This is a genomic window from Pseudomonas sp. PDM17 (assembly GCF_014851985.1).
Classification (GTDB): Bacteria; Pseudomonadota; Gammaproteobacteria; order Pseudomonadales; family Pseudomonadaceae; genus Pseudomonas.
On sequence record NZ_JACVAT010000010.1, the window covers coordinates 161,468 to 180,170 of the forward strand.

The window sequence follows — 18,703 nt, forward strand, 5'->3', positions numbered from 1 at the left end:
CTTGTGGGCTTTATTGAGCCAGGTCAAAAGTGTGCTTTTAGCGCTGTCTACTATTCTGGGCACCAACACTTATACCAAAGAGATATTGGAGCTCATCATGCGTAAGTCCTGGCTCACCACTTCGCTTCTCTCACTTGCCGTCGCAGCGCCGGTCGCAGCCCAGGCCGCCGACATTCGCGGCCACCAGGCCGGCGACTTCCTGGTACGTGGTGGTTTCGCCACCGTGGCGCCCGATGACAGCAGCTCCAACGTCAAGCTCGACGGCACCAAGGTCAGCGGCACCAAGGCCACCGTCGACAGCGACACCCAGCTGGGCCTGACCTTCGCCTACCTGCTCACCGACAAGATCGGCATCGAGCTGGTCGCCGCCACCCCGTTCAACCACCAGGTCGACGTCAAGGGCCTGAACAAGGCCACCGGCCTGACCGGCCTGGACGGCAAGCTGGCCGACATCAAGCAGCTGCCGCCGACCGTGCTGCTGCAGTACTACCCCATGGGGGGTACCAACTCTGCCTTCCAGCCGTACGGCGGCTTGGGCATCAACTACACCACCTTCTTCGACGAAGACCTGGCCAGCAACCGCAAGGACCAGGGCTTCAGCAACCTTAAGCTGCAGGATTCCTGGGGCCTGGCCGCCGAACTGGGCATGGATTACATGCTCAACGAGCACGCCTTCGTCAACGCCGCGGTCTGGTACATGGACATCGACACCAAGGCGAGCGTAGACGGCCCGTCCGCGCTGGGCGTACAGAAAACCAAGGTCGATGTTGACGTCGACCCCTGGGTTTACATGGTCGGTTTCGGCTACCGTTTCTGACGGAGCAAACATGAAAAAGGCGCCCAAGGGCGCCTTTTTCACCTTCAGGGAACCGGTATGTACCTAGAACTCAAAGCACTGCACGTCAGCCTTGCGATCATCAGCACCCTGCTTTTCCTCCTGCGCCTGGGCCTGAGCTGGTGGGGCAAGCGTCCAACCGGCTGGCAGCGCGGATTGCCCCATCTGATCGACACCCTGCTGCTGCTCAGCGCCCTGGGCCTGGTGCACCTGGCGATGCCCTGGCCGCTGCCGGTCTGGCTGCAGGTGAAGCTCGGCCTGCTGGTGCTCTACATCGTGCTGGCGGCCTTCGCCCTGCGCAGCGCGTCGAAGCCGCTCAAGGCGCTGCTCAGCGTTCTGGCGCTGGGCTCGCTGGCCGGCATCTTCTACCTGGCCGTCAACAAACCCTGGTGGTGATCAACTGGGCCAGGCCATCGGCCAGCGGCGTGGGCGCGTCCAGGCTGTAGCGCTGCAGCAGGCGGCGGTTGTCCGCGCGGGAATGGCGGATATCGCCGTGGCGCGCCGGCAGGTAGGTAATCTCCGGCAGGCCGCCGGTGAGCTTGCCGATCTCGGCCAGCAACTGGTTGAGGCTGGTGGACTGGTCGAGGCCGACGTTGATCGCCGACTCGGCCACGTCATCGGCCAGCAGCGCGGTCACCAGCAGCTTCACCAGGTCACCGACGTAGATGAAGTCACGGGTCTGCTCGCCGTCGCCGAACACGGTGATCGGCAGGCCCTGCTCGGCGCGCCGGGCGAAGATGCTGATCACCCCGGAATAGGGCGAGGACGGATCCTGGCGCGGGCCATAGACGTTGAAGAAGCGGAAGATCGCCGGCTCCAGTCCGTGTTCGCGACGGTAGAAGTCCAGGTAATACTCGCTGGCCAGCTTGTCTGCGGCATAGGGCGTCAGCGGTGCCTTCACCACGTCTTCGTCGATGGCGGAGCCTTCACCGTTCTGCCCATAGACCGCCGCGCTGGACGCGAACAACACCCGGTGGATGCCTTCCTGGCGCATCGCCTCGCAGAGGTTCAGGGTGCCGATGAAGTTGGCGCGGTGGGTGCCCACCGGGTCTTCCACCGAAGCCTGCACCGAGGCGATGGCCGCCAGGTGCACGACGCCCTGGCAGCCGCTCAGCGCACCACGCAGGGCGGCTTCATCGGCGACGTTGCCGACTATCAGGTCGACGCGGCTGTCGAGGTTCTCGCGCCGGCCGGTGGACAGGTCGTCCAGCACGCGCACGGCAAAGCCCTGCGCGAGCAGCGCGTCGGCCAGATGGGAACCGATGAACCCCGCGCCGCCGGTGATGAGGATGGGCTGCGCGGAGGGAGAAAGACGATCAGACATGGCGGTAATAGCGATCCAGCAAGGCGGGCAGGCCGGCGCGCCAGGCGCGCGGCTTGATACCGAAGGTATGGAGGATTTTCTTGCAGGCGAGCACCGCGTGCTGCGGTTCGTCGCCGGCATCCGGGCGCGCGGCGTGGGCCTGCGGGCTCGGCTCCTGGACAGCCAGGGTATGGAAGGCGCGGGCCTCGCCGAGTACCACCTGGCCCAGGGACAGGGTGGTCGTGGCCTCCAGGCCGCCGTAGTGGTAGGTGCCCCACAGCGGTGCCTGGCAGTCGAGTTGCTTGAGCACCGAGAGGATCACCCGCGCGGCGTCATCCACCGGGGTCGGGTTGCCGCGCCGGTCGTCGGCGAGGAACAGCACCTGCTCCTTCTCGGCACGCCCGAGGAAGCGGCCGAGCACGCCGTCGGCGCTGTCGTCCAGCAGCCAGCCGAAACGCAGCAGCACATGCCGCGGGCAGGTCGCCCGCACCCACTGTTCCATGCGCCACAGCGCCTGGCCACGCGGGCCCAGGGGCAGCGGCTCGTCCTTCTCGCTGTAGGCCGTGGCGCGGGCGCCATCGAACACGCGGTAGCTGGACGGCTGGATCAGCAGGATCTCGTGGTGCTGGCAGAGTTCGGACAGACGCTCCACCGCGCGCTCCTGGCTGGCCAGGCGAGCGGCGTCGACGGCCTCGGCCTGGAACCAGTCGTAGTAGTAGGCGAGGTTGATCACCGCGTCGGGGCGGGTCTCGTCCAGCAGGACGGTGAGGCTGGAAGCATCCCAGCCCTGCTCGGGCGGCCGGGGGGCGAGGAAGCCGATGTCCTCCTCGGCGCCAAGGCGGATCAGCGCCTGTCCAAGGGCATTACCGCCACCCAACAGCATCAGGCGCATGCGCATATTCTGGGGGTCACTCGAATCCGTGGGTTACCGCCAGCGCGCAAGGCGCCGGGGATGATGCCCGCATTTTTCCTGTGCCCCGGCACAGCGTCAAGCTTGGCCGACCCGCTGCAGCCTTCGCCGCACGCGGCGACTCCTGTCTAGGAGCGGCGACGGAACAGCGGACGCGGCTCGATCACCGAGCGGCCATAGAGCACGCTCAGGCCCGCCAGGCCCTTCAGGGCGTCCTCCACGGACTTGTCCTCGCGCACGGCGAAGGCATCGAAACCGCACTGGCGCAGGTGCGCCAGCTGGTCGCGCAGCACATCACCCACCGCGCGCAACTCCCCGCGCCAGCCCAGACGGCTGCGCAACAGGTAGGCCAGGCTGTAACCGCGACCATCGCGGAAACTGGGGAAGTCGATGGCAATGAGTGCGGGTTCCTTCAGGCGCCAGATGAGGCCCTCGGGATCGTCCTCCGGCGCCAGCCAGACGCCGAAGCCCGTCCCGGACTCCAGCGCCAGCCAGTGCTTCAACGGCAGGATCAGTCGCCCACCGGGCAATACCTCCGGCACTTCGCGCAGCAATTCCCAGGGGTCGCCCGGCGCCACTTCCGCCACCCCGTCACGCAGATGAATCAGGTTCTTCATGCCGGCACCTCCGCCTGGCGGTAGACCCGTGCCTTGAAAGGTTCCAGGCCGATACGCTCGACCGTTTCGACGAAGCGCTCCCCGGCACCTCGCTGCTCGACATAGGTGTGCACCAGCGCCTCGATCACGTCCGGCACCTCGACCGCGCTGAACGACGGGCCGATCACCTTGCCCAGCGCGCTCTTCACACCCTGCGCGCCGCCGAGGGTGATCTGGTACCACTCGCTGCCGTTCTTATCGACGCCGAGGATGCCGATATTGCCGATATGGTGGTGACCGCAGGCGTTCATGCAGCCGGAGATGTTCAGGCTGAGATCGCCCAGATCGTGCAGGTAGTCGAGGTCCTCAAAGCGCTGCTGGATACCCTGGGCGATGGGAATCGACTTGGCGTTGGCCAGCGCACAGAAATCGCCGCCGGGACAGGCGATGATGTCGGTCAGCAGGCCCTGGTTCGGCGTGCCCAGGCCCGCCGCGCAGGCTTCCAGCCAGAGCGCATGAAGATCGGACTTGCGCACGTCCGGCAGCACCAGGTTCTGTTCGTGGGCGACACGGATCTCGCCGAAGCCGAAGCGTTCGGCCCAGTCGGCCACCTGCTCCATCTGCTCGGCGGTCGCGTCCCCCGGCGGCGCCTCGGCGCCCGGCTTGGTGGACAGCACCACGCTGGCATAGCCGGGCACGCGGTGCGGGCGCACGTTGCGCGAGACCCAGCGGGCGAACGCAGCATCGGCGGCCAGTGCGCTGCCATAGGCCAGCTCGTCGGCCGCTACATAAACAGGCGGATCGAACGCCGCGGCAACCCGCTGGTACTCGTCGAGCGTCAGTTGCGCCTCGCCATCGCGCAAATGCTGCCACTCCTCCTCCACCTCGCGGGAGAACGCCTCGATGCCCACCGCCTTCACCAGGATCTTGATCCGTGCCTTGTACTTGTTGTCGCGCCGACCGTGACGGTTGTACACGCGCAGGATGGCCTCGACATAGGACAACAGGTGCCACCAGGGCAGGTCGTCGCGGATCACCTGGCCGAGCATCGGCGTGCGCCCCAGCCCGCCGCCCACCAGGACTTTCAGGCGTAGCTCGCCGTCTTCGGCGCGGCGCAGGTAGAGGCCGATGTCGTGCATCATCACCGCCGCGCGGTCTTCCTCGGCGGCACAGAGGGCGATCTTGAACTTGCGCGGCAGGAACAGGAATTCGGGGTTCACCGTCGACCACTGGCGGAGGATTTCCGCCAGCGGGCGCGGGTCGAGGAATTCGTCGGCGGCGACACCGGCGAAGGCCTCGGTGGTGATATTGCGCACGCAGTTGCCGGAGGTCTGGATGGCGTGCATCTCGACATCCGCCAGGCGCTCGAGGATGTCCGGCACCCGCGCCAGCTCGACCCAGTTGAACTGGATGTTCTGCCGCGTGGTGAAGTGGCCGTAGCCGCGGTCGTGCTCGCGGGCGATCCAGGCCAGGGTGCGCATCTGCTCGCTGGACAGGGTGCCGTAGGGAATCGCCACCCGCAGCATGTAGGCGTGCTTCTGCAGGTACAGGCCGTTCTGCAGGCGCAGCGGCAGGAATTCCTCCTCGCTCAGCTCATCGCTCAGGCGCCGCTGCACCTGGTCGCGGAACTGCGCCACCCGTTCGCGCACCAGGGCGCGGTCGTAATCATCGTATCGGTACATCGCCAGGCCACCTTCAGGACGTTGCGTAGCGGCCTGCTTCTGTCGTCGAGCGCGCTACTTTGCGGTTGACCGAATAGTGGCCGGCGCCTGCTGTGCAAAACAGCGGCAGATCGCGCGGGAAAAACCGGATCAGATGCGCCCGGCGCCTGCCCCCGCGGGCCTGCGACCGGTTGCCGCAACAGGCCCGATCAGCCGTCCCATCGCGCAGCACGCCAGGCCCGTAGCGCTGCAGGGTGGAGCGATTTCCGCCATCTGATATGGTTTTTTCCGACGAACCTGAATCTGTTTCGGGTGCAGACCGATTCGTACAGTCGCGGCGCCTCTTCTGCCTGATGGGCCACGACAATGAGCGAAAGAATCCAAGCGAAGGTCATCGAGATCGACGCCCCGCAACGTTTCACCCCGCCACCCAAACCGCTGTCGGCGGTGACCCCGACGGTCTACACCAAGCGCTTCGCCGGGCGTTTCCGCGACCTGCGACGTCTCGGCGGCGGCCTGCTGTTCCTGCTGTTCTTCGGCACCCTGTGGCTGCAGTGGAACGGCCGCCAGGCGGTGCTCTGGGACCTGCCCGAGCGCAAGTTCTACATCTTCGGCGCGACCTTCTGGCCGCAGGACTTCATCCTGCTCTCGGCGATCCTGATCATCGCCGCCTTCGGCCTGTTCTTCATCACGGTGTTCGCCGGCCGCGTCTGGTGCGGGTACACCTGCCCGCAGAGCGTATGGACCTGGGTCTTCATGTGGGCCGAACAGATCACCGAAGGCGACCGCAACCAGCGCATGAAACTCGACAAGGGCCCGGCCAGCGCCGAGAAAATCCTGCGCAAGGGCGCCAAGCACGGCCTCTGGCTGCTGATCAGCCTGGTCACGGCGATCACCTTCATCGGCTACTTCACCCCGGTGCGGCCGCTGGTGGCAGACCTGTTCACCCTCAGACTCGACCTGGAAAGCACCTTCTGGGTCGCCTTCTTCGCCGCCGCCACCTACGCCAACGCTGGCTGGCTGCGCGAGCAGGTGTGCATCCACATGTGCCCGTACTCGCGCTTCCAGAGCGTGATGTTCGACAAGGACACCCTGATCATTTCCTACGACGCGGCGCGGGGTGAGTCCCGTGGTGCGCGCAAGAAGGACGCCGATCCCAAGGCCCTCGGCCTGGGCGACTGCATCGACTGCCACCAGTGCGTGCAGGTCTGCCCCACTGGCATCGACATCCGCGACGGCCTGCAGATCGCCTGCATCGGCTGCGCCGCCTGCATCGACGCCTGCGACTCGGTGATGGACAAGATGGGCTACGACCGCGGCCTGGTGCGCTACACCTCGGAAAGCGCGCTGGAGGGCGGCAAGACCCACCTGCTGCGCCCACGCCTGATCGGCTACGCGGCGGTGCTGCTGGTGATGATCGGCGCGTTCGTCTGGGCGCTGGAGGCACGGCCACTGATCAACCTCGACGTGGCCCGCGACCGTGGCCTGTTCCGCGAGAACGCCGTCGGCGAGATCGAGAACATCTACAACCTCAAGCTGATCAACAAGACCCAGCAGCCGCAGCATTACCAGCTGAGCCTCGCCGATGGCGCCGGCTACCGCCTGCAGGGCGTGCCGGAACTGATGCTGCAGCCGGGCGAGATCCGCGACTTCGCCGTCTCGGTGGCAAGCCTGGCGCAGAGCAGCGCCGGTGGCTCGGTGCCGCTGCACTTCAAGGTCAGCGATGGCAACGAGTCCATCGACGCCGCCAGCACCTTCGTCTCGCCGAGGCGCTGAGCATGGCTCGGGAGCTTGGCGTGACCTCGGCGCAACGCCTAGAGTGGGCAGATTCTTCCGCCCCTCAGGCCGCCGTGCAGGACAAGATGAAGCGCTACGAGAAATTCGCCGACGAGATCGCCGGCCTGATCCGCAGCGGCGTGCTCGCCCCCGGCCAGAAAGTCCCCTCGGTGCGGCATGCCAGCCGCACCTACGGGGTCAGCGCCTCCACGGTATTCCAGGCCTATTACCTGCTGGAGGATCGCGGACTGATCGTCGCCCGCGCACGCTCGGGCTACTTCGTCCGCGAACACGTGCAACGCGCCCTGGCCGAACCGGAAATCTCCCGCCACGACGCGCAGACCACCGAGGTGGACGTCAGCGAACTGGTGTTCTCAGTACTCAGCTCGATCAAGGACCCGGATACCGTGCCCTTCGGCTCGGCCTTCCCGGCGCCGGAACTGTTCCCCCTGCCGCGCCTGGCGCGCTCCATGGCCCACGCCGTGCGCGACATGGACCCTCGCTCGGTGGTCGCCGACCTCGCCCCCGGCAGCCACGCGCTGCGCCGACAGATAGCCCTGCGCTACATGGTCGGCGGCATGCCGCTGCCGGTGGAGGAGCTGGTGGTCACCAACGGCGCGCTGGAAGCGCTGAACCTGTGCCTGCAGGTGGTCACCCAGCCGGGCGACCTGGTCGCCATCGAGGCGCCGGCCTTCTATGCCAGCCTGCAGGTGCTCGAGCGCCTGAAACTCAAGGCCGTGGAAATCCCCGTGCACCCGCGCGAAGGCATCGATCTGGACGTGCTCGCCGACAGCCTGGCGCGCCTGCCGATCAAGGCCTGCTGGTTCATGAGCAACTTCCAGAACCCGCTGGGCGCGAGCATGGCCGAGGACAAGAAGCGCGCCCTTGCCGCGCTGCTGGCCCAGCACCAGGTGCCGCTGATCGAGGACGACGTCTACGCCGAGCTGTACTTCGCCGCCCAGGCGCCCAAGCCAGTAAAGGCCTTCGACAGCGAAGGGCTGGTGATGCACTGCAGCTCCTTCTCCAAGAGCCTCGCGCCGGGCTACCGGGTCGGCTGGGTCGCCGGCGGGCGCTACGCCGAGCCGATCGAGCGGCTCAAGCTGATGACCAGCCTGTCGGCCTCGGTGCCGGCCCAGGCGGCCATCGCCGACTACCTGCAGCACGGCGGCTACGACCGCCACCTGCGCAAGCTGCGCCACGCGCTGGAAAGCCAGCAGCACGCGATGCTCGCCGCCGTGGCCCGGCACTTCCCCGCCGCCACCCGCGTCACCCGGCCCAGTGGCGGCTACTTCCTGTGGCTGGAGCTGCCCGAGCACATCGACGCGCTCAAGCTGTTCCAGCTCGCCCATGCCCAGGGCATCAGCCTCGCGCCGGGGCCGATCTTCTCGGCGACGCGGCGCTTCGGCCACTGCCTGCGCCTGAACTATGGCCACCCGTGGACCACGGCCAGCGAACAGGCCATGGAAACCCTCGGGCGGATCATTCACTCGCTGTAGAGCGGCAGCCGGACTGATCCGCACATTCGGAAACGATCTGTATCTGTGCGGCGCTTTGTCGCAGGCCTACCCTGTCAGGCAGGAAACCCGGACGAGGGAAGCTGCCATGGAAGCGGAAGGCCTGATGATCCTGCTCACAGTGAGCGCCGCGCTCGGCGTGCACCTGTGGGTGCGCTGGTACCTGCGGCGCGGGATGCTGCCGCGCGGGGATCAGTGGCTGGCCTGAACCTCGTGCCTATCTGCTCTTCCGCAGGAGCGAGGGGGACGCCATCGTTATTGCTCGCGAACCGACCAGCCCTGGCGCCTCCGGGAATCCCTGCTCGCGCGCAAAGCTCGCGCCTACAAGGAGCCCCCGCGATACAGATGCGCATGCCCCGCACTGTACAGCGAGGAATCGGCAAACCCCTCCGCCCCCAGCACCTTGCCCACCAGGATCAGCGCCGTGCGCCGGAAACCCTTGGCCGCCGCCTTGGGCAGGATGTCGCCGAGGGTGCCGGTGACCAGGTCCTGATCCGGCCAGCTGGCGCGATGGATCACTGCAATGGGGCAGTCCGCACCGTAGTGCGGTAGCAGCTCGGCGACGATATTCGCCAGTTGACCAACGCCCAGGTGAATGGCCAGGGTCGCGCGGTGCTGCGCCAGTTCCGCCAGCGACTCGCCCTCGGGCATGCGCGTCCTGCTCGCGTAGCGGGTGAGGATCAGCGTCTGGGAAATGTCCGGCAGGGTCAGCTCGCAGCCGAGAATCGCCGCGCAGGCGGAAGTCGCGGTGACGCCGGGAACGATCTCGTAGGCGATGCCCCGTTCGCGCAGGTGGCGGATCTGCTCGCCGATGGCGCCGTACAGCGAGGGATCGCCGGAGTGCACCCGCGCGACGTCCTTGCCCTCCGCGTGGGCCTGCGCCAGCAGCTCGACGATCTCCTCCAGGTTCAGTTCGGCGGTATTCACCACGCGCTCTGCGCTGTGCCCTTCCAGCACGGCCGGCGGCACCAGAGAACCGGCGTAAAGGATCACCGGGCAGGTGCGGATCAGCCGCTGGCCCTTGACCGTGATGAGTTCGGGATCGCCGGGGCCGGCGCCGATGAAGTGGACCGTCATGAAGGCTCCTGTGCGGATTCGACGGGGATGAAAGCGAGTGCGCAGGTGGCCTGCTCGCTGCGGCGCTTACCCACCAGCAGGCGTGCCGGCGCACCACCTTGCGCCTCGGCCCGCAGCAATGCCGCCGCTTCGGCCACGCTCGCGCTGCCGGTGGCCGCGCGCACAGTTTCGGAAGGGTCGCTCAGGCGTTTCTCGCAGGCCGCGAGCTGTTGAGGCGTGAACAGCGCCAGCGGCAGGTCGAGCTCGGCAGCCAGGGCGGTCAGCCCTTCCTCGTCGGCCTTCAGCGTGGCGCTGGCCAGCGCGGTGAGGTTCGACTCGTCGAGCCCTGCTTCGGCCAACGTTTCTCGCAGCAGCGCACGCAGCTCGTCGAGCGGGCAGCCCTGGCGGCAACCGAGGCCGGCAACCAGCGTCATGGTCGCTCTCCTGGAAGGTGACAATAAAAAACCCGCAGACGGCCTGGCCGGCTGCGGGGTCGAGCATAGCGCGCGGATCAGGCCGACGGCGCGAAGCGGCGGAACAGCCAGGCGGCGACCAGGCCGAGCGCCAGCCAGAACACTGCGTTGGTGACCAGCGAGGCGAGTATGAACTCATGGGCCAGGCTTTCCGGCGCGAGGCTGGAATGCACTTCCGGTTGCGGCGCGCCGATCACGTGTGGCACCACCAGCAAGGCCAGGCCGACGATACGCAGCGCCCAGTGGCGGCCGAACACCAGCAGCGCGAGGCCAGCGGCGGTGGCGGCGGCCGTGCCGATCCACCAGGTCTGCCGCAGGCTCAGGTCGGCGGCGGCGGTGCCGGGGACTTCCGGCGGCAGGCCGAGGGACGGTGCGAGGGTGAACACGGCAAAGCCGGCCAGGCCCCAGAACAGGCCTTCGGAGGTTTTGCCCGGCGCGCGCAGGGTGAACAGGCCGGCCAGCATCAGGGCGAAGCCCACCGCGACCACCAGGTTGCCGCCGGTGGTGGAGAGAATGCGCTGCCAGCCGTCTTCCGGCTCCCAGGCTTCCGCGTCGTGGTGGTGGCCCGCAGCAGCACCGTCGGCATGCTCGTGGGCGTGCTCCTCGACCAGCGCGGCGGCCGGCTCGGATTTCTCATAGGTTTCCGCCTTGAGGATCAGCGGGGATACCCACAGCAGCTGGACTAAGGTCAGCACCAGCGCGGCGATCAGACCGGCGAAACCGGCGGTCTGGACGATACGTTTGATCATTTTTTCCTTTCCTTTTCGGACTCTCGAATCGAGCGAGCTAGAGCCAGGCAAGGCGGAGGATCGCCGGGGACGCGGAGTTGACTGCAGTCAATGAGCAGTCCACGGCGATACTCCAACGCAGCCTGGCCGACGCGCAGCCGATTGAAATCAGAACCGCATCAATGGCAGGGGAATCCCGCACTATGGCGGGTATCGTGCGCGGCGTTGTGTACCGCTTCCAGATGCGAGAAACCGGCGAAATACACCAGCAGCGCACCGAGCAGGCTGGCGCCGACGGCCAGGCTGATGCGTTTGGAAAGGGGGATGGAAGTGCTCGACACCTGTTGCGTCAGGATGCTGCTGGACATGAACGTTCCCTCTGAAATCTAGAGTGAGAACGCAGAGGTTGAACGCATTCGAACGCGCCGGATCGGTCGCGCCACGGCCTGCGCCCGCCCACCGCGGGTTGCCAAAATGTGAGGATTCCAGGCCGGTCTCCGGGCTTGCGACGCCAGCGAGAGACTCTCGCCGGATGGGTCAGCCTTCCCATGCCTTGGCACAGTGGCTACTGACGACCCTCGATGCGCTTACCGTTGCGGGGGCAGCGCCGGACTGGTCCTTGCGGACGCACCGGCTTCCCGTTTCACCTCGCGCGCGTCGGCGCGAGACACCTGAAACCGCGCTAGCTGACCACGGCAGTCCCGCAGCGTCAACTGCGCAGCAACCGATCCTCGGCGATTGACCGGCCCGGCCACGCTGCGTAGCCTTCCTCCCTTCGAGGTTCTCCGGCACTGGCCGGAGCTAAGAGGGAACGTGGAAATCTTCGGATGCGCCACGGCTGCCCCGGCACCTGTGAACAGCCTGTCTCTTCACGCGCCACTGCCGATTCGGGCGGGAAGGCGAAGGGATAACAAAGGGCTGTGAGCCAGGAGACCTGCCTCGTGACGGGTTTTCGATCTGCTGCGCGTCGGCCATGCTGCGTTGGAGGATCGCCGTGGACTGCTCATTGACTACAGTCAACTCCGCGTCCCCAGCGACCCTCCGCCTTGCCTGGCTCTAGCTCGCGAGATCCAGAACTGGTTCGTTATCAACAGACAACCGGGCGGGGTGATCCGGTGGCGACCTTCGTTGCGCGGCGAACCCGCGCGCGCGCCCTTCATCCGCCCTCCCAATTTCGCTTGCGAGGCGCGCATGAAAACCCTGGCCAAAATCCCCGTCACCATCGTCACCGGCTTCCTCGGTGCCGGCAAGACCACCCTGCTCCGCCACATGCTCGATACTGCCTCCGGCCGCCGCATCGCGGTGATCGTCAACGAATTCGGCGAGCTGGGCATCGACGGCGAAATCCTCAAGCAGTGCTCCATCGGCTGCAGCGAAGAAGAAGCGGTCGGCCGCGTCTTCGAGCTGGCCAACGGCTGCCTGTGCTGCACCGTGCAGGAAGAGTTCTTCCCGGTGATGCGCGAGCTGGTGGCGCGCCGTGGCGACCTCGACCAGATCCTCATCGAAACCTCCGGCCTCGCCCTGCCCAAGCCGCTGGTGCAGGCCTTCCAGTGGCCGGAAATCCGCAACGCCTGCACCGTCGACGCGGTGATCACCGTGGTGGACAGCCCGGCCGTGGCCGCGGGCACCTTCGCCGCCCACCCCGAGCAGGTGGACGAGCAGCGCAAGCAGGACCCGAACCTGGACCACGAATCGCCGCTGCACGAACTCTTCGAAGACCAGCTGGCCAGTGCCGACCTGGTGGTGCTGAACAAGGCCGACCTGCTCGACGCCGAGGCGCTGGCCCGCGTGCGTGCCGAAGTTGCCGAGGAGCTGCCGCCGGCGGTTAAGATCGTCGAGGCCAACTCCGGCCAACTGCCGCTCTCGGTGCTGCTGGGGCTGAACGCCGAGGCCGAACTGCACATCGACAGCCGCCCGACTCATCACGACCACGAAGGCCATGAAGATCATGACCACGACGAGTTCGACTCCTTCCACGTCGACCTGCCGGAAGTGGAGGAGCGCGCCCTGCTCGATGCGCTGAGTGCGCTGGTCGAACGTCACGCCGTGCTGCGCATCAAGGGCTTCGTCGCCATCCCCGGCAAGCCCATGCGCCTGCTGGTGCAGGGCGTCGGCAAGCGCTTCGACAAGCACTTCGACCGCGCCTGGCGCAGTGACGAACCCCGTGGCACCCGACTCGTGGTGATCGGCCAGGAACTGGACCAGGCCACCATCGCCAACGAGCTGCGTACCGCCCTGGCGTAACACAACGCTACCCGCAAACGCCGAACTGCCCCCTCTCCCTTCAGGGAGAGGGCTGGGGAGAGGGTGTTACCACCGAGCGACAAGGCCCGATCCATGCACCTGCTGCGCACCCAACCCGGCGGCTTCGTCCCCGATGATGGCATCGCCCACCTGGCCCAGACGCCCGCCGAACTGGTGATCCTCTGCAGCGGCGACTCGCACCTGGCGCTGCTCGCCGAGGCCGCGCGCGAACTGCCGGAAGACTACCCGAGCCTGCGCCTGGCCAACCCCATGCAGCTGCAGAACCACGCCTCGGTGGACCTCTACGTCGACGAGGTGCTGCAGCACGCCAGGGTCATCCTGATCTCGGTGCATGGCGGCGTCGGCTACTGGCGCTACGGCATGGAGCAGTTGGCGACGCTGGCCGAGCGCGGCGCCACGTTGATCGCCGTCCCCGGCGACGACAAGCCCGACCCCGAACTCGGCGCCCTGTGCAACGTTCCACCTGAGGATGCCGAACGCCTCTGGCAGTACCTGCGCCAGGGCGGCATGGACAACGCCCGGCAGTTCTTCGCCTGCCTGGCCAGCCGTCACCTGCAACGCGACTACGCCTGGAGCGAACCACAGACCTTGCCGCGCGTGGCGGTCTATCACCCGCGGATTGGCAGCTGCGACCTCGCCCGCTGGCAGGTCGACTGGAGCCCCGCGTGCCCGGTCACCGCGCTGCTGTTCTATCGCACCCACCTGCAGGCGGCGAACACCGGCTTCATCGACACTTTCTGCGAACGCCTGCAGGCCCAGGGCATCAACCCGTTGCCCATCGCCGTCGCCAGCCTCAAGGAGGCCGCCTGCCTGGACGCGGTGGAAAGCCTGCTGGACAGCGCCGACGCCGAGCTGATCATCAACACCACCGGCTTCGCTCAGTCAAACCCGGAAGCGCCGCAGGACCGGCCGTTCCGACGCGACGTGCCGGTGCTGCAAGCCATCTGCTCGCTGGACAACCTCGACCTCTGGCGCGCCAGCCCGCTAGGCCTCGGCCCGCGCGACCTGGCCATGCACATCGCCCTGCCGGAACTGGACGGGCGCATCATCACCCGGCCGATCAGCTTCAAGGGCCTGGCCTGGCGCAGCGAGCGCAGCCAGAGTGACGTGGTCTGCTACCTGCCGCATCTTCCCGGCATGGACTTCATCGCCGAGCTGGCGCGGCGCTGGATGCTGCTGGCGCGCAAGTCCAACGCCGACAAGCGCGTGGCGCTGATCCTGGCCAATTATCCGACCCGCGACGGGCGCATCGGCAACGGTGTCGGCCTCGACACGCCGGCCGCCGCGCTGAATATCCTGCGCGCGCTGGAGGCTCAGGGTTATCCGGTCGCCGGCCTGCCCGATTCCGGCACCGCGCTGATCCAGCAACTGCTCGGCGGCGTCAGCAACGACCTCGACAGCCTCGACCTGCGCCCCTGCGCGCAGAGCCTGACGCTGGACGACTACCAGGCCTGCTTCGCGCGCCTGCCCCAAGCCAACCAGCAAGCCGTGCGCGAACGCTGGGGCGAGCCGCAGCAGGACCCGATGTTCCGCAGCGGCCGCCTGATGGTCGCCGGCCTGCGCCTGGGCCTCGGCTTCGTCGGCATCCAGCCGGCACGCGGCTACCAGCTCGACGCCGCGGCGATCTACCACGATCCGTCGCTGGTGCCGCCCCATGGCTACCTCGCCTTCTACTTCTGGCTGCGCGAGGTGTTCGGCGCCGACGCGGTGGTCCACGTCGGCAAGCACGGCAACCTCGAATGGCTGCCGGGCAAGGGTGTCGGGCTCTCCGAGGAATGCTGGCCGGACGCGATCCTCGGCGCGCTGCCGAACCTCTACCCGTTCATCGTCAACGACCCCGGCGAAGGCGCCCAGGCCAAACGCCGCGCCCAGGCAGTGATCATCGACCACCTGATGCCGCCGCTGACCCGCGCGGAAAACTACGGCCCGCTGCGTGACCTCGAACGCCTGGCCGACGAGTACTACGACGCCTCCCTGCTCGACCCGCGCCGCGCCACCGAATTGCGTGGCGACATCCTCACGCTGGTGCGCGAGACCTCGCTGGACCGCGAGCTGGGCTTGCAACTGAGCGACGATGCGGAAAGCTGGCTGCCGCAGCTGGATGCTTACCTGTGCGACCTCAAGGAGTCGCAGATTCGCGATGGCCTGCATGTGTTCGGCGAATCGCCTTCAGGCGCGTTGCGCCGCGACACACTGCTGTCGCTGGTGCGCATCCCACGCGGTGATGGACGCGGCGGCAACGCCAGTCTGCTGCGTGCGCTGAGTGAAGACCTGCAGCTGGGTCGCGATCCGCTGGACGAGACCTTCGCCGGGATGTGGGAAGGCCCGCGCCCGGAAGCGCTGCTCGCGGTGAGCGACGAGCCCTGGCGCAGCAACGGCGACACCCGCGAGCGCCTGGAGCTGTTCGCCCTGCGCCTGATCGACGGCTCAGCCAGCGCGCCGGGCAGCGCCAGCGCGGCGGTCCTCGCGCAACTTCAGCAGCAGATCGCACCGACCCTGGACGCCTGTGGCGCCAGCGAAATCGGCCACCTGCTCGCCGGCCTCGACGGCCGCTTCGTCCCGCCCGGCCCCAGCGGTGCGCCCAGTCGCGGGCGGGTCGACGTGCTGCCCACCGGGCGCAACTTCTTTACCGTGGACGTGCGCAACCTGCCCACGCCCACCGCCTTCCGCCTCGGCTTCCAGTCGGCCAGCCGCCTGCTCGAACGCCACCTGCAGGACCATGGCGACCACCTGCGCCAGCTCGGCCTGTCGGTGTGGGGCACGGCGACCATGCGCACCGGCGGCGACGACATCGCCCAGGCCCTCGCGCTGCTCGGCGTGCGCCCGGTGTGGCAGGCCGGCAGCCAGCGCGTGGAAGACTTCGAGATCCTGCCGATCACCCTGCTCGACCGTCCGCGGGTCGACGTGACGCTGCGAGTCTCGGGCTTCTTCCGCGATGCCTTCGCCAACCTGATCCGTCTGTTCGACGCCGCCGTACAGGCCGTCGCCGCGCTGGACGAACCGGACGATCTGAACCCGCTCGCCGCCCGCGTACGGGCCGACCAATCACGTTTGCAGTCCGAGGGATTGGCGCGGGATGAAGCCCGCCGCCAGGCCGGCTGGCGCATCTTCGGCGCCCAGCCCGGCGCCTACGGGGCCGGCGTGCAGGGTGTGATCGAATCGCGCCAGTGGGACAGCCGCGCCGACCTCGCCGAGGCGTACCTGAACTGGGGCGGCTACGCCTACGGCGCCAGCGACGACGGCACGCCGGCGCGCGAACGCTTCGCCCAGCGCCTCTCCGGCCTGCAGGCAGTGCTGCACAACCAGGACAACCGCGAGCACGACATCCTCGATTCCAACGACTACTACCAGTTCCAGGGCGGCATGCTGGCCGCCGCCGAGGTCATCCAGGGGCAGTCGCTCTCCAGCTACCACGGCGACCACAGCCAGCCGGACAACCCGCGCATCCGCACCCTGAAGGAAGAACTCGGCCGCGTGGTACGCGCCCGCGCGGTGAACCCGAAATGGATCGCCGGCATGAAGCGCCACGGCTACAAGGGCGCCTTCGAACTGGCCGCGACGGTGGACTACCTGTTCGCCTTCGACGCCACCAGCGAACTGGTGGACGACCACCAGTACCGCCTGCTGGCGGACGCCTACCTGCTGGACGACGACACCCGCGAGTTCATCCGCCAGCACAACCCCGAGGCCCTGCGCGACATCGCCGAACGCCTGGTGGAAGCACAGCAGCGCGGGTTGTGGGAAGAGCCAGGGGAGTACCGGGAGGCGCTGGAGAATCTGCTGGTGGACAGCGAAGAGCAGTGAGGGATTCCGCCCTGTCGCAGGATGGCGCGGAGCACAGCGATACCCATCAATCCCAGGCTCCGAGCACAGCACAAACTGTAGGAACGAGCTTGCTCGCGAACCCGCCTCCGCCATGGAGCAGTGTTCGCGAGCAAGCTCGCTCCTACCTAAAGCCGCAGACGCTCGACATCAGCCCCGGCGCAGCCGCTCCGCCGCATTCAGCAGCAGCGCCTCGGTGCCGCTCCAGCCCAGACAGCCATCGGTGATCGAGACACCGTAGCGCAGCTCGCCGGACAGCGGCTGGCAGCCGTCGAACAGATGACTCTCCAGCATCACGCCGCGCAGCGAAGCGTCGCCGGCCACGCGCTGGTCGAGGACGCTGTCCAGTACTGCCGGCTGGCGCAACGGGTCCTTGCCGCTGTTGGCGTGGCTGCAGTCCACCATGATGCTCGGGTCGAGGCCGAGCTTTTCCAGCCCCTGGCGAATCTGCTGCACGCTGGCCGCGTCGAAGTTCGGCCCGGCGTGGCCGCCGCGCAGCACCAGATGGGTGTCCGGGTTTCCCTGGGTCTGCACCAGCGACGGGCGACCCAGCGCATCGATGCCGAAGTGCTGGTGCGGGTGCGCCGCCGAACGCATGGCGTCGGTGGCGATGCCGATGCTGCCGTCGGTGCCGTTCTTGAAGCCCACCGGCAGGTCGAGGCCGCTGACCATCTCGCGGTGCACCTGGGATTCGCTGGTGCGCGCGCCGATCGCGGCCCAACCGAGCAGGTCGTCGAAGTAGCCGGCCACCAGCGGTTGCAGCAGTTCGGTGGCGATCGGCAGGCCGCGTTCGAGCATGCCCAGCATCAGCCGTCGCGACAGCTCCAGGCCGCCAGCCATGTCGCCAGTACCGTCCAGCTGCGGGTCGTAGACCAGGCCTTTCCAGCCAATGGTGGTACGCGGTTTCTCGACGTAGGCGCGCATCACCAGCAGCAACTGGTCGCTGACCTGCGGCGCCAGTTCGGCGAGGCGGTCGGCGTATTCGAGGGCGGAGATGGGGTCATGCAGCGAGCAGGGGCCGATGACGACCAGCAGGCGCGGGTCGCGGCCATCGAGGACGGCACGGATCGCCTCGCGACCTTCGCGGACACGGTGGGCCATGGCGGCGGACAGCGGCAGGCGCTGGCGCAGTTCGGCGGGGCTCGGCAGCGGGTGTTCGCGGCGGCGGGCGGAGGGCAGCGGCAGGTCGAGGACTTCGGCGCATGCTGCGTGTTCGGGGCGGATCAGGGTGGAGGTGGAAGCATTCATCTGACTGGCATCCTTGGCCGGCGCGGAGGTCTTTCCGCGCTCGGCGCTCTATCTAAGTGTTCGTGGCAAGGCTCGTTGGGTGGCACGCAGCGCGCTGCTAAATCGCCAGTCGGAGTTGCGGTAATAGCGGTAATCGGTGGTGTAGGCGGTCATGTCTCGATCCTCTGTCTGAGCGTTTGCGCTCGTTTCAATGCGTTGGGCCTTGTGGGCTTAGAAAAACAAAAACCCCGGTCGGGTTGCCGACCGGGGTTTCGTGAATCTGTCTGGTTGGCGACCCTGCTTGCTAGGCCGCCTGTGGGGTATCAGGCGCGCCTTTGGCTAAACCAATACCCATAGAAGAAATAGCCAGCAGCAGCAGCCAGGACCTGCGCGCGAGCAGCCACGGAGCCGATGGCACCGAGGCGGGCGAGGGACTGGATGGACAGGCTGGACGGCATGATGTTCTCCGTGGAAGTGAAACCAAGGTACTGCATCGCGCAGCGCCGATCAATGACTTGAATCTATCGTTCCGATGGA

General features: G+C 67.4%; 16 protein-coding genes and 2 riboswitches. Of the genes, 6 read left to right on the forward strand and 10 right to left on the reverse strand.

All coding sequences use genetic code 11. The annotated features are described in order from the left end of the window. Positions 1-97: 97 nt before the first annotated feature. Complete coding sequence (locus tag IB256_RS28245) at positions 98-817, forward strand: OmpW/AlkL family protein (protein WP_081517113.1); 720 nt, start codon at positions 98-100, stop codon at positions 815-817. A gap of 57 nt (positions 818-874) precedes the next feature. After that, the gene (locus IB256_RS28250) at positions 875-1,231 is read left to right on the forward strand and encodes a SirB2 family protein (RefSeq protein ID WP_192290548.1); all 357 of its coding nucleotides are present in this window, start codon (positions 875-877) and stop codon (positions 1,229-1,231) included. Here IB256_RS28250 and IB256_RS28255 read toward each other — a convergent pair. The 4 genes from IB256_RS28255 to IB256_RS28270 all read right to left on the reverse strand — a co-directional run bounded on the left by IB256_RS28255 (position 1,212) and on the right by IB256_RS28270 (position 5,326). Next, on the reverse strand, positions 1,212-2,159 hold the full coding sequence (locus tag IB256_RS28255; RefSeq protein ID WP_192404798.1) for an NAD-dependent epimerase/dehydratase family protein: 948 nt from the start codon (positions 2,157-2,159) through the stop codon (positions 1,212-1,214). The genes IB256_RS28250 and IB256_RS28255 overlap by 20 nt on opposite strands. After that, a complete protein-coding gene (locus tag IB256_RS28260; protein WP_045215221.1) occupies positions 2,152-3,036 on the reverse strand; it encodes a sugar nucleotide-binding protein in 885 nt (294 codons plus the stop codon). The genes IB256_RS28255 and IB256_RS28260 overlap by 8 nt, the downstream gene beginning before the upstream one ends. A gap of 140 nt (positions 3,037-3,176) precedes the next feature. Further along, complete coding sequence (locus IB256_RS28265) at positions 3,177-3,665, reverse strand: DUF934 domain-containing protein (protein ID WP_192290552.1); 489 nt, start codon at positions 3,663-3,665, stop codon at positions 3,177-3,179. Beyond that, the gene (locus IB256_RS28270) at positions 3,662-5,326 is read right to left on the reverse strand and encodes a nitrite/sulfite reductase (protein WP_192404799.1); all 1,665 of its coding nucleotides are present in this window, start codon (positions 5,324-5,326) and stop codon (positions 3,662-3,664) included. The genes IB256_RS28265 and IB256_RS28270 overlap by 4 nt, the downstream gene beginning before the upstream one ends. Before the next feature lie 345 nt (positions 5,327-5,671). Between IB256_RS28270 and ccoG the strand changes: the two genes are divergently transcribed. Together ccoG and mapR are read left to right on the forward strand one after the other, a co-directional pair. After that, the gene (gene ccoG, locus IB256_RS28275; protein ID WP_192404800.1) at positions 5,672-7,081 is read left to right on the forward strand and encodes a cytochrome c oxidase accessory protein CcoG; all 1,410 of its coding nucleotides are present in this window, start codon (positions 5,672-5,674) and stop codon (positions 7,079-7,081) included. An 86-nt stretch (positions 7,082-7,167) separates the two neighbouring features. Further along, on the forward strand, positions 7,168-8,577 hold the full coding sequence (gene mapR / locus IB256_RS28280) for a GntR family transcriptional regulator MpaR (RefSeq protein WP_192290677.1): 1,410 nt from the start codon (positions 7,168-7,170) through the stop codon (positions 8,575-8,577). A gap of 339 nt (positions 8,578-8,916) precedes the next feature. On the opposite strand, the gene cobM is transcribed toward mapR, so the two are convergent. From cobM to IB256_RS28300, 4 genes are all read right to left on the reverse strand, one after another. Then, on the reverse strand, positions 8,917-9,672 hold the full coding sequence (cobM, locus tag IB256_RS28285) for a precorrin-4 C(11)-methyltransferase (protein WP_192404801.1): 756 nt from the start codon (positions 9,670-9,672) through the stop codon (positions 8,917-8,919). Further along, a complete protein-coding gene (locus IB256_RS28290) occupies positions 9,669-10,085 on the reverse strand; it encodes a cobalamin biosynthesis protein (RefSeq protein WP_192404802.1) in 417 nt (138 codons plus the stop codon). Before IB256_RS28290 ends, cobM begins: the two co-directional genes overlap by 4 nt. A gap of 77 nt (positions 10,086-10,162) precedes the next feature. Then, complete coding sequence (locus tag IB256_RS28295; protein WP_192404803.1) at positions 10,163-10,873, reverse strand: CbtA family protein; 711 nt, start codon at positions 10,871-10,873, stop codon at positions 10,163-10,165. 158 nt (positions 10,874-11,031) lie between these two features. Beyond that, entirely contained in the window at positions 11,032-11,220 is a 189-nt protein-coding gene (locus IB256_RS28300; RefSeq protein ID WP_192290564.1) for a CbtB domain-containing protein, read from the reverse strand. A gap of 102 nt (positions 11,221-11,322) precedes the next feature. Next, positions 11,323-11,542: riboswitch (cobalamin riboswitch) on the reverse strand. Between the two features lie 71 nt (positions 11,543-11,613). Next, positions 11,614-11,809, forward strand: a riboswitch (cobalamin riboswitch). Positions 11,810-12,043: 234 nt separating this feature from the next. Here IB256_RS28300 and cobW point away from each other — a divergent pair. Both cobW and cobN read left to right on the forward strand, forming a co-directional pair. After that, a complete protein-coding gene (cobW, locus tag IB256_RS28305) occupies positions 12,044-13,096 on the forward strand; it encodes a cobalamin biosynthesis protein CobW (protein WP_192404804.1) in 1,053 nt (350 codons plus the stop codon). Positions 13,097-13,189: 93 nt separating this feature from the next. Continuing rightward, on the forward strand, positions 13,190-16,921 hold the full coding sequence (cobN, locus tag IB256_RS28310) for a cobaltochelatase subunit CobN (RefSeq protein ID WP_192404805.1): 3,732 nt from the start codon (positions 13,190-13,192) through the stop codon (positions 16,919-16,921). A 168-nt stretch (positions 16,922-17,089) separates the two neighbouring features. Here the strand turns inward: cobN and IB256_RS28315 are convergent, their stop codons facing one another. Together IB256_RS28315 and IB256_RS30830 are read right to left on the reverse strand one after the other, a co-directional pair. After that, the gene (locus IB256_RS28315; RefSeq protein ID WP_225601999.1) at positions 17,090-18,187 is read right to left on the reverse strand and encodes a 3-deoxy-7-phosphoheptulonate synthase; all 1,098 of its coding nucleotides are present in this window, start codon (positions 18,185-18,187) and stop codon (positions 17,090-17,092) included. Between the two features lie 302 nt (positions 18,188-18,489). Beyond that, the gene (locus tag IB256_RS30830) at positions 18,490-18,624 is read right to left on the reverse strand and encodes a hypothetical protein (protein WP_263864894.1); all 135 of its coding nucleotides are present in this window, start codon (positions 18,622-18,624) and stop codon (positions 18,490-18,492) included. Between the last annotated feature and the right edge of the window lie 79 nt (positions 18,625-18,703).